This is a genomic window from Velocimicrobium porci (assembly GCF_009696045.1).
In the GTDB taxonomy this organism is placed as follows: Bacteria; Bacillota; Clostridia; order Lachnospirales; family Lachnospiraceae; genus Velocimicrobium; species Velocimicrobium porci.
In genome coordinates this window covers 144,414-155,757 of sequence record NZ_VUMT01000006.1, presented here as the reverse complement: position 1 = coordinate 155,757, position 11,344 = coordinate 144,414, and the positions used below count along the sequence as shown (strand labels likewise).

Genomic DNA, 11,344 nt, shown 5'->3' with positions numbered 1-11,344 from the left:
ATCTGCATCAAACCTTTTGTTGATCAGTATCCCTACGAAAAAGGGGATGTGTTCACAGCTGACGAAACATACATAAAAATCCGTGGTATCAAGACCTACATCTGGCTCATCATGAATGCCGCCACCCGATCCATCATCGGCTACCAGGTTTCTGACAACCGCGGTGTCGGCCCCTGTATCCTCGCCATGCGTATGGCATTTCAAGGACTCACAAAGCTGCCGGAGAACTTCAAGTTCATCGCTGACGGTTACAGTGCATACCCCCTTGCAGCAATGGAATTCGCACGCAAATTCAAAGAAGACTTTACCTTTAAAATCACCCAGGTCATTGGACTTACCAACGACGATGCTGTCTCCACAGAATACCGACCATTCAAGCAGATGATAGAACGCCTGAACCGTACCTATAAGGCTTCTTACCGTCACACAAACGGTTTTGACAACATCGACGGTGCCAACTATGACCTTGCTCTCTGGGTTGCTTACTATAACTTCCTTCGTCCGCACAAACACAATAAATACAAAGTCCTCAACGAAGTGGAGATGCTGCAAGGTGCTGACAATATGCCAGGTAAGTGGCAGCTCCTCATCTTCCTTGGCCAGCAGACCATTCTGAATATGCAGAAAACTGTTACTGCTGCACCGGAGCGGAGCTGTTGTCAATAGAACCGTGGAATACCGGAACAGACGGCTTTGCCGGCTGTCAGGATATGCCGCGAAAGTCTATTGACATAAAGCTCACGGATTATCCTGTTTCAGCAGAAAAGGGGCAACTGCGCCCTTTTCCTGCCCTCCGGCGAGGATGGGTTCGGGCAAAGCCCGTTAATAGGTCAAGGGACAAGTCCCTTGCGGGTTTTTAGGGCAGCGCCCTAAGCCCTCGGAGAGCTTATAGGAATAAATATCTACAATTTTCAAGGTTCTATTGAGCCTATTTTGTTGGCTCTGTTTTTTCATAACTTACTTGACACTACCTTTCTTTCTTATCCATTCATATTTAAACCAAACTCCCGAATATAAAATATTTCGTAAAATGTCGGCATATTGAATAATAGGAAGCCGTTCAAATGCCTTTGAACATTCTGCCATCATCAGTGTTAAAATTTGATGTATCATATCATTTTCTTCAAACTTAGAATTTTCTTCCTGCTTTAACAAAAATATATTATAATTTTTCTTTTTTCTGTCTATTTTCTGGTCTTCATACGCATCCATCAAATAAATAAACTTTCCAAGATAATAGCCGATCTGCATCATTGTTTCTTTCCATTCATCCTCTTGATAGACAAATAATTCAGCTAAAAAAAGTCCCGTTAGTCCGGACATATAATCAATGTCACTGCAATAATCCCTTTCTGCATTTCGAATCTGTTTCATATACTCTTCGATTGCTCTGGCTTGTCTTGTATAATGGTCCGCTATCTGATTATATTGTTTTTGTATTACCATAGACAATCCCTTTTTTGAAACAGAACGTTCGTCCTTCCAGTCATCAATACATTTGTGATAAGTTAATAACACTGTCATATCAGCCGCATATTCCGTAAACTTATTTTGAATCAGCGGTTCCTTCCGATTCGGATGTAAAAGACAACGATATTCTGACGGTTCCTCTTTCTCTTCATATAATGCAGATAAAAGAATTACAAGAAAAGTCATATCATTATTCAACATAATCTGCCCGATTCTTCCATAACGTTTTTTCAAAGTCTGACAAAGACCACAATAAAAAGCATGATAAATCCTATAATCCTCTTCGGATAATTGTTTTTGATTGATTGTTACATATCCAAACATGCTATCTCCTAACTCATTCGTCTAATTCTTTCTTCTGAGTTATAATCATAGTCGCAATAAAACTATCTGTCAACAATTCTAACCTATAGTTCATTCTTTTTTCATAGTTCTTTCGAAACCCTTAATTTTTATAAGAAAAACTGTTTTAAAATCTTCTGACAACACCACCAATAATCTAATTTTTCAACTGCACAATCCGTAACAATCGGATATTCCTTCAAGACCGTTCCTTCCAATGAGTATAGAATCCTTCCAACTTTTGTTTCTTCCTTCACCGGTGCTTCCAGTTTATTTTTACATTCAAATGATACATGAACATTCTCATCATTTCTAAGAAGCCATTCTCTCTCCTTATCCTGTTTTGTACATTTCACATAAAGATTCGCATACGCCAAATCGCTCTTTTCCCCACTTTTTGGAATTCCGTTTTTTACAAAAACAGGAGATAGCTTTGGTTCTTTCCAAACAGTACGATATTCATAATTATCAATGCCATAACTCATAAGCTTTTTCGTATCACTCCACTTATAACTTTTATTATTGGGCCATCCACAACCGAGCAATGCAACGACGAACATTTTTCCATCCCGCTCTAATGCACCGACATAACAATAACCTGCTTTCGAAGTAAATCCTGTTTTTCCACTTAAGGCACCCTCCATCATATTTAAAAACGCATTATGATTTCTACATGAAAATGTACGTTTGCCATCCAAATCAGAAAAAGAATGGGAAGAAGTTCCTGTAATTTTTAAAAATAAATCTTTCTTAGGCGATTCCTTAATACAGTACCTCATAATTTTTGCTAATTCAACCGCTGTTGTCCCATGAATTCCGTCCGCATTTTCTGCATCTAACCCATTTGGGGTAATAAAATGTGTGTGTACTAAATCAAGTTCCTTCGCCTTCTCGTTCATCATATTTGCAAAATTTTCTACGCTTTTCCCTACATGCTCTGCAATTGCTACAGCCGAATCATTATGCGATTCTAACATAAGCGAATAACATAAATCTTTTAAATAATATTTTTCCCCTATGTTTACATTTAATTGCACATCCGGCTGTCTTGCCGCATTTTGTGATATTGTTACAACTTCGTTTAAATCACAATTTTCTAATGTAACAATCAAAGTCATAATCTTCGTAGTACTTGCCATTGCCCTTTGTTCTTCTCCATTTTTTTCAAATAAAACACGTCCGGAATCGGCATCCATAAGACAAGAACACAAAGCATATAAACCACTTGGTTCTTCAATCTTTTCTTTTTCTTCCGCTTGTACAAAGCAAGCCGGGAATAAAAGAAGAAAAATAAGAATAATCGAAATTATTTTTTTCATTCCATTCTTTTCCTCAATCTAACATCATTTTATTCTATTCATTCTAAGAATGAACTATTCCTAGATACAGAAAAGATGAAGCCGAACCACTCAGCTTCATCTTTTCTCTCTTTATTCTTCAATATCAATTACACTGACAGGACAGCCATCTCTAGCCTCAATTGCACTTTCCACAACATCTTCCGGTATTTCTTCCTTTATTGCCTCTGATTTATCGTCGTCATTAAACTGAAATACATCCGGACAGACACTGACACATAACCCACAACTGATACAATCTTCCTGATTTACATATGCTTTCAAGTCACTACCTCCTGACACTTAAAATATTATAATATCGTTATTATATCCCAAAGGAATCTCCCTATTCATTTTCCTTTTTAATTCTAATCAGACATTGGCAAATTGACTATCATACAAATTTTTATAAAATCCATTTTTCTTAAGCAACTCAAAATGAGTTCCCTGTTCAATAATCATCCCATCTTTCATAACTAAGATAACATCTGCCTCCCGAATTGTAGAAAGCCTATGGGCAACAATAAAACTTGTTCTTCCTTCCATCAACTTATGGAATGCTTCCTGAATCATTAATTCCGTTCTAGTGTCAATCGAAGAGGTTGCCTCATCTAAAATTAGCATTGGAGGACTTAAAAGTAATACCCGGGTGATACATAAAAGCTGTTTCTGACCTTGTGATAAATTACCGCCATCCTCACCAATTATCGTATTATAAGCATTTGGAAGCCGCTTTATAAAATTATGAGCTCCTGTTGCCTTTGCTGCTTTTTTTATCTCCTCATCTGTTGCATCCGGCTTACCCATAATGATATTCTCCCTAACCGTTCCAATCTTTAACCACGTATCCTGCAACACCATACCAATTGAAGACCTGACGTCTTTTCGTTTTAAACGATTCATATTGTTTCCATCCAATTTTATTTCACCCGAATCGATATCATAAAATCGCATCAATAAATTGATTAATGTTGTTTTTCCACATCCAGTCGGGCCAACAATTGCAATTCGTTGTCCAGCCTTCACATTAAGATCAAAATGCTCAATTAATTTTTTTTCTTTACTATAAGAAAAACTTACATCCTCCAACAATACATTACCTTGAAGTACTATATTTTCCGGTGCCTCCAGATAATCCGGCACTTCCGGTTCTTCTTCAATCAATTCAAAAATTCTTGCCGCACAAGCCAGTGCATTCTGTAATTCTGTTATCACACCTGATATTTCATTAAATGGCTTTGTATATTGATTTGCATAACTTAAAAAGCAGGACAGATTTCCAATCGTAATAATCCCATAAATACCGGCAAACGCTCCGCTAATTCCTACTGCTGTATATACCAGACTATTTACAAATCTAGTCGCCGGGTTTGTAATAGAAGAAAAAAAAGTAGCCCGAAGGGAATATTTCTCTAATTTTTCATTGATTGCATCAAATTTTTCGATTGCTTCTTTTTCATGACCAAATGCTTTTACTACTTTCAAATTCCCTACCATCTCATCAATAAATGCAGTCTGCTCCCCTCTCGTTTCTGACTGTAACCGAAACATAGAATAAGTTCTTTTTGCAATAAAAGCAGCTACAAGTAAAGACACCGGAGTAATAATTACTACAACTAATGTAATCCATACATTAATTGAAAACATAAAAAATAACGTTCCAAGAATGGTTATGACGCCGGTAAATAGCTGTGTAAAGCCCATCAATAGCCCATCGGCAAACTGATCAACATCAGCAATTACTCTGCTTACTAACTCGCCGGAAGAATGAGAATCAATATAACTTAATGGTAAAATTTCTATTTTATTAAATGCTTCCGCCCGCATATCGCGAATAACAGAATAGGTAATCTTATTATTGCATAGATTCATAATCCACTGTGCGACTGCTGTACAGATAATTATAACCCCCAGTTGTTTTAAAATCAAAAAAATAGCATCAAACTTCACATTTTCTTTTCCTACAATAAAATCAATTGCTTTTCCAATTAAAATAGGGGCATAAAGAGTTAAAATTACCGTTACAGAGGCAAGAATAATTGAAAATAAGACATAAATACTATATGGCTTTATATAATTCAATACCTTTTTTATTGTTTCTTTTTGAGCCTTCTTCTCGGTCTGGTTCATGCAGTCACCTCCTCTTTTGGAAATTGGGAATAATAAATTTCCTGGTATACAAGACACTCCTTTAATAACTTATCATGATTTCCAACTCCCACTAATTTTCCATCCTCTAACACCAAAATCTGATCTGCCGACTGAATTGATGCAGCACGCTGAGATACAATAAATATAGTCGGTCTTTCTTTCATCGTCCGAATTGAATGACGAAGTTTTGCATCTGTGGCAAAATCCAAAGCAGAGGCACTATCGTCAAGAATTAATATTTCCGGTTTTTTTATAAGAGCTCTTGCAATTGTAAGACGCTGGCGTTGTCCACCTGAAAGGTTACGTCCGCCCTGTTCTAATTTAAATTCCATTCCTTCTTTTTTCCCGTCCACAAATTCTTTTGCCTGAGAAATTGTCAACGCCTCTTCCATTTCTTTATCCGTCGCTTCTTTCTTTCCCCAACATACATTTTCTCTTATTGTTCCCTTAAATAAAACTGCTTTTTGCATCACAATTCCAATCTTTGCTCTAAGCTCTGCCAAGGAATAGTCCGAAAGCTTTCGACCATCTAAAATAATTTCTCCATTCGTTACCTCGTAAAATCTTGGCAACAAATGCACAAGCGATGACTTTCCTGAACCGGTACCACCAATAATTCCAATGGTCTGCCCCCTTTTCACTTCAAACGAAATATCGGTCAATGCTTCCTCTGATGCACCTTTATACCGAAATCCTACATGGGAAAATGTTATATAATTTTCTGTTTCTGAATGTACCTCATTCTCTAAACTATCACTTAACAAATCAATATTTTTCTCGCTGCTTTCTACCTCAAAAATTGTTTCTATCCGTTTTGCACAGGCAAGTGCTTTTGTCACTGTAATAATTAAATTTGCCAATTTAACAAGTTCTACCAAAATTTGTGACATATAATTAACAAGTGCAACTACTTCTCCCCGTGTAATAATTCCTAAATTAACCTGTATTGCCCCTTTCCAAATTAGAGCAATAATTGCAGCATTTACAATTACATAAGTAAAAGGATTCATTAACGCAGAAATTCGTCCGGCAAACATTTGAATCTTTGTTAAAGCTTTATTGTAATTCTCAAACTGCTGTCTTTCTTCCTGTTCTTTATTAAATGCACGAATTACACGCACACCTGTAAGATTTTCTCTTGTAATTCCAAGTACACGATCCAAATTCATTTGCACTTTTCGAAACAACGGAATATTAAACAGCATAATGCCAAACACAACAAGAGATAAAAAAGGAATTGCACAAACGAAAATATACGCTGCTTCTCTATTAATCGTAAATGCCATTATCATAGCCCCAAATACAACAAATGGCGAGCGTAAAAAAAGTCTTAATACTAAATTCACTCCAGATTGTACCTGATTAATGTCACTTGTCATTCTTGTTATTAATGTTGAGTTGCCCAAAGTGTCCATATCCGAGAACGAAAATCCTTGTATATGAGAGAATAAAGAATGTCTTAATTTCGTTGCAAAACCTATCGAAGCCTTTGCTGCAAAATATTGTGCTGTAATAGAGCAAATAAGACCAATTATTCCAAGAAGTATCATAATAAAACACATCTTAATGATATAAAAACTATCTTGATTTCCAATTCCGTTATCAATAATCGCAGCCATAACTAACGGAACAAAAAGTTCAAAAGAAGCTTCCAAAAGCTTAAATAACGGTCCTAAAATACTTTCTTTTTTGTAATCTTTCAAATATACAAGCAATGATTTCATTTTAACTCCGCCTCTCTTTTTAATTTACCGTATTCTTGGCAAGTTCCATCTATATTTTGCAGCTAAAAACCGAATCAGCATTACAACAAATGCAGATAGAAACATAGCTGGAATTTCACCAAATTCCCGGTATAAGATGACACAAATAATAGCTCCTACCATAGAAGCACAAGCATAAATATGCTTTACTAGAATATAAGGTGTAACACCTGCCATCACATCACGCAAAAGCCCTCCACCTACACCGGTAATCATTCCAACAAAAATAAGTAAAAATGTCTGATTTGCAAATCCGGCCTTAATTGCGGTATTCACACCAACTGCAGTAAAAATTCCAAGTCCAATTGCATCAAACATCATCATAATCCTATCATAAGTTGTCCTAAAACGACTTGATAAAAATTTCTCATTCATAAATACAATAAAAAATAAACAACAGCAAGTAACAATTGATACCAATGCGTAGACAGGGTTTCGAAACATATTAGGCGGAGCAATTCCTAATATTAAATCTCTTATCATTCCTCCACCTACTGCAGTTGCAATGCCTAATACATTTACCCCAAATACATCCATATTCCTTTCAATGCCGACCATGGCACCAGAAGAGGCAAAGGCAATTGTCCCAACAATTTCCAGAACAAATGTTATAACTTCACTATATTCCATCTTTCTAACCTCCAAACTTTTATCCCACCTACTCTATTGAACGTTTTAAATTGTACCATATAGGGACAGTCATCGCAAGAAAAGCATACGTTTTTGCTTTATAGGAGACGAAGTTTCCTATAAAGTAAAAAAAGAGACTATAAAAGTCCCTTTTCCTCTCTTATTTTTATTCTCTTTCACGAATCATTTTAAACATTTGAACCCGATTACTAATACCAAGCTTTTTGTAAATATTTAATATATGCTTTTTTAATGTATTATTTGTAATCGCAAGCTCAGAACAAATCTTATCATTTTCATCCCCATCCATAAGTCGTCGTAGGATCGTTTCTTCTCGTTTTGTAAGATTATATAAGGTAACACATTGATGAACTGTTACCTTATCATCCGATTCACTTTCCGTCTGAAGTTCCTTATATAATCTTAAAGCAAGATGTTCTTTTAAAATATCTAATATCAACAAATCTTCATATGCAAAATCTTCCTGCTCTCTGGTACGATAAAATGTTACAATTCCTAAAAATTGATTTTTTCGTGCCAGAATCATTGTCACTGCATAGTGTAAATGATAAGGAGCAAAAAACTCTTTATAATACTTCGTTTCTACTCTCTTTTCTTCTGAAAGTATGTCACTTTCCCTATATACCTGACTTTTCCCCCCATACATAAAACCTCTGCTATTCTCTATTCCCTCCCATTTATCTTCTGCATTCGTATCCATCCGTATTGTATGGTTACAATATACAGGGGATGTTAATGTGTGATTCTTTGTATCTTTTATAATATAAAAATCAGCACTGTCAAACTCTAACACCAGCTTCATTTGTATTAGAAAATTCTCCCTCATTGCTTTTAAATCATCTGTCGCATTCATCTGATATATTATATTATTTAATACCATCCAGTCATTTGTACCTAAAGTTCTCACACATATCCTCCTCATTACTAATGTATATCATCTTTTGCAATTCGATTGCGGTATTCATTTGCAGATATCCCCATAATTTTCTTAAATACTCTTGAAAAATGAGCCAAATCAACAAATCCCACCGCTTCTGCTATATCACCTATTCGCAAAGAAGAATCCGAAAGTAACTCTTTTGCTTTGCTAATCCGAACTGAATTTAATAATTCAGAAAAGCTTTTCCCTGTATGCTTATTAAGTAATTTACTTAAATGCCACTGGCTGACATATGTTTTTTCAGCCACTTCGGACAAAGTTAACTTTTTCTTATAATTCTCCTCGATAAATTTCATAGCATTTTTTACGATAAAACTGCTCGCTGAACTATCCTCATCTATCGTCGCAGTCAGTTCATCGCCTCCTTCTTCCGTTGCAACTAGATCTACCGATTTTTTCTTTAATCGTTCTGTCATTACCTGAATTGCTTCTTCTATCTCGTCCATATTAGAAGGCTTCAATAAAAACCGTGTCACACCTAACCTTATCGCCTGCTGTGCATAATCAAAATCCCGATAGCCGGTTAAAATACAAATCATCATATCTGGAAATTCTGATTTTAATCCGGCAATCATAGTAAGACCATCTAAACCCGGCATTGCAATATCAGAAAAGATAATATTAGGTTTATGTTCACGAATTAGTTCCGCCCCTTCTATGCCGTCATGGGCAGTTGCGATGACTTTACAATTATATTTGTCCCAAGGCACCATCCTTGAAATCCCCTCAACAATAATTGGTTCGTCATCAATAATCATAACTTTATACATGCTTATCACTCCATATCCCACTATAATAGATAGAATCTTATCTCAAAATGACATTTTCGATAAAACTACCTTACTATAAGTTTATCCTTTTACAGCGCCTGCTGTCAATCCTTTCACAATATTTTTTTGTAATAAGATATATACAATCATAACAGGAACAACAATTAATGTTACCGCTGCTGCCATAAGACCATAGTCCGTACCGTAAATAGAACTAATCTGTTTTAATAAAGCACAAATTGGAAGTAACGCTTTTTTACGAACTAAACAGGATTGTGTAAATAAGTCATTATAGGACCATAAGAAACAGAAAATTGCAACAGTTGCAAGAGATGGTTTTGATAATGGAATAATAATTCTTGTAAATACCTTTGCAACTCCTGCACCTTCCATATAGGCTGCCTCTTCCATTTCAAGCGGAAGCCCTCTTAAAAATCCCATCATAACAATCGCAGCAAAGCTTAAGTTACCTGCAATCTGTGGAAGAATTGCTGCCAATAAATTACCGCTATTGATAAATCCAACTTTTACCATCATTGCCATAACCGGAATAATCGTAGCAAAAACAGGAAACATAAGACTACCTTTAATCAAAGCATCGACTACTTTTTTCCCCTTAAACTGATATCTTGTCATAGCAAATGCCATCATGGAAGAAAGAATCATTACACCAACCATAACACTTCCAGAAATAATCAGACTGCTTCGATACGCCATTCCAATATTTACACGTCTGAACGCTTTTTCATAATTCATCAGTTCAAAAGCTTTTGGCCATGCAAATGAATTGCTTATAACATCCTGTGATTCCTTAAACGAATTCATAAATACCCATATAAATGGAAATACTGTTGTAACTGCCCATAAAATTAAAACAATATAAATAATAATAGTAGAAATTTTAATAGGCTTTTTGTTCTTCTTTACTTCTGCTGCCATATGTATCATTCCCTCCTACAAATTCTTATCTGGTTTTACAATAAAGTCAACTGCCTTTGATACTATAACACCAACTACAACGATAAATAAAGCAATTGTAGAACCATAATCAAAATTATTATTACTAAATGCTGTATGATACATATAAGTTCCTAAGAAATGAGTTGTACCATTTGGTGCACCTTTTTCTGCCAGCATCCAAGGTAAGTCGAATACCTTCAACGCACCTGTAACTGCCAGTGTAATACAAGTACAAAGAACGCCTCTTAAAAGAGGTACTGTTATATAAAATACGGATTTAAAACCTGAACATCCGTCAATAGCCGCTGCCTCATATACATCATCTGGAATATCGCAAATTCCTGTTAAAATAATGACAAAATAAAATCCAACATAACTCCATAATACCGGTATGCTTATCATTGTAAATGCCAATGATTCAGATAGCCACATAACAGGCTCTTTTCCCATCTTTTCTAAAATCTGGTTTAACATACCACCATTGTAATCATAAAACAGTTTAAAAAGTAAGCCTAATGCAGAGGCAGAAATTACAACTGGGAAAAAGTAAAGGGTACGGAAAAGCTGTTGTCCGCGACGAATTGAATTTACCAAAATTGCAAAAACCAAAGCCAATCCTACTTGGAAAATCACAGTTAAAATCATCATTAAAAATGAATTTTTCAATGCAATTTTAATATAAGGGTCTTTAAATAAGTTTTTATAGTTTTCTAATCCGATAAAATTAAGCTCTACACCTGGCATCCTTACAACACTGCTCATATTGTAAAAACTATTTCCGATGTTAGAAATAAAAGGATAGTATAAAAATACTCCCATCATAATTAAGCCAGGTATTAAAAATACAATTAAAGGCCATTTCTTCTTATATAGCATATCACTCCACGCCTTTCTTCCATTTTTTCATATTTTTTCATAAAAACAGAGGGGCCCAATAAAAAACCCCCCTGTTCTGTTTCC

The 11,344-nt window shown here is 35.5% G+C and carries 11 protein-coding genes; 1 reads left to right on the top strand and 10 read right to left on the bottom strand.

Annotation, left to right across the window (positions count from 1 at the left end; genetic code table 11):
* A partial coding sequence (locus tag FYJ58_RS05915; protein ID WP_154518684.1) for a DDE-type integrase/transposase/recombinase occupies positions 1–666 on the top strand: 666 nt, incomplete at its 5' end.
* A 291-nt stretch (positions 667–957) separates the two neighbouring features.
* On the opposite strand, the gene FYJ58_RS05910 is transcribed toward FYJ58_RS05915, so the two are convergent.
* The 10 genes from FYJ58_RS05910 to FYJ58_RS05865 form a co-directional block, all read right to left on the bottom strand.
* Complete coding sequence (locus tag FYJ58_RS05910; protein ID WP_154518682.1) at positions 958–1,794, bottom strand: DUF5685 family protein; 837 nt, start codon at positions 1,792–1,794, stop codon at positions 958–960.
* Between the two features lie 128 nt (positions 1,795–1,922).
* Complete coding sequence (locus tag FYJ58_RS05905) at positions 1,923–3,131, bottom strand: D-alanyl-D-alanine carboxypeptidase family protein (protein WP_154518680.1); 1,209 nt, start codon at positions 3,129–3,131, stop codon at positions 1,923–1,925.
* Positions 3,132–3,242: 111 nt separating this feature from the next.
* Complete coding sequence (locus tag FYJ58_RS05900; protein ID WP_154518678.1) at positions 3,243–3,434, bottom strand: ferredoxin; 192 nt, start codon at positions 3,432–3,434, stop codon at positions 3,243–3,245.
* 87 nt (positions 3,435–3,521) lie between these two features.
* Complete coding sequence (locus FYJ58_RS05895) at positions 3,522–5,279, bottom strand: ABC transporter ATP-binding protein (RefSeq protein ID WP_154518676.1); 1,758 nt, start codon at positions 5,277–5,279, stop codon at positions 3,522–3,524.
* The gene (locus FYJ58_RS05890) at positions 5,276–7,024 is read right to left on the bottom strand and encodes an ABC transporter ATP-binding protein (RefSeq protein ID WP_154518674.1); all 1,749 of its coding nucleotides are present in this window, start codon (positions 7,022–7,024) and stop codon (positions 5,276–5,278) included. Before FYJ58_RS05890 ends, FYJ58_RS05895 begins: the two co-directional genes overlap by 4 nt.
* Before the next feature lie 24 nt (positions 7,025–7,048).
* Positions 7,049–7,693: a trimeric intracellular cation channel family protein gene (locus tag FYJ58_RS05885; protein WP_154518672.1), complete on the bottom strand. Its 645-nt coding sequence runs from the start codon at positions 7,691–7,693 to the stop codon at positions 7,049–7,051.
* Positions 7,694–7,859: 166 nt separating this feature from the next.
* A complete protein-coding gene (locus tag FYJ58_RS05880) occupies positions 7,860–8,621 on the bottom strand; it encodes a helix-turn-helix transcriptional regulator (protein ID WP_328597807.1) in 762 nt (253 codons plus the stop codon).
* 17 nt (positions 8,622–8,638) lie between these two features.
* Positions 8,639–9,424, bottom strand: coding sequence for a response regulator transcription factor (locus FYJ58_RS05875; protein WP_154518666.1), 786 nt, complete (start codon positions 9,422–9,424; stop codon positions 8,639–8,641).
* Positions 9,425–9,505: 81 nt separating this feature from the next.
* Positions 9,506–10,363: a carbohydrate ABC transporter permease gene (locus tag FYJ58_RS05870; RefSeq protein ID WP_154518663.1), complete on the bottom strand. Its 858-nt coding sequence runs from the start codon at positions 10,361–10,363 to the stop codon at positions 9,506–9,508.
* A 15-nt stretch (positions 10,364–10,378) separates the two neighbouring features.
* Complete coding sequence (locus FYJ58_RS05865; RefSeq protein ID WP_154518660.1) at positions 10,379–11,260, bottom strand: carbohydrate ABC transporter permease; 882 nt, start codon at positions 11,258–11,260, stop codon at positions 10,379–10,381.
* Positions 11,261–11,344: the final 84 nt, after the last annotated feature.

Excerpts from the sequence above, each read along its gene's own strand:
- FYJ58_RS05910 (WP_154518682.1), bottom strand. The coding sequence starts at position 1,794 with ATGTTTGGATATGTAACAATCAATCAAAAACAATTATCCGAAGAGGAT.
- FYJ58_RS05905 (WP_154518680.1), bottom strand. The coding sequence starts at position 3,131 with ATGAAAAAAATAATTTCGATTATTCTTATTTTTCTTCTTTTATTCCCG.
- FYJ58_RS05895 (WP_154518676.1), bottom strand. The coding sequence starts at position 5,279 with ATGAACCAGACCGAGAAGAAGGCTCAAAAAGAAACAATAAAAAAGGTA.
- FYJ58_RS05890 (WP_154518674.1), bottom strand. The coding sequence starts at position 7,024 with ATGAAATCATTGCTTGTATATTTGAAAGATTACAAAAAAGAAAGTATT.
- FYJ58_RS05885 (WP_154518672.1), bottom strand. The coding sequence starts at position 7,693 with ATGGAATATAGTGAAGTTATAACATTTGTTCTGGAAATTGTTGGGACA.
- FYJ58_RS05875 (WP_154518666.1), bottom strand. The coding sequence starts at position 9,424 with ATGTATAAAGTTATGATTATTGATGACGAACCAATTATTGTTGAGGGG.
- FYJ58_RS05870 (WP_154518663.1), bottom strand. The coding sequence starts at position 10,363 with ATGGCAGCAGAAGTAAAGAAGAACAAAAAGCCTATTAAAATTTCTACT.
- FYJ58_RS05865 (WP_154518660.1), bottom strand. The coding sequence starts at position 11,260 with ATGCTATATAAGAAGAAATGGCCTTTAATTGTATTTTTAATACCTGGC.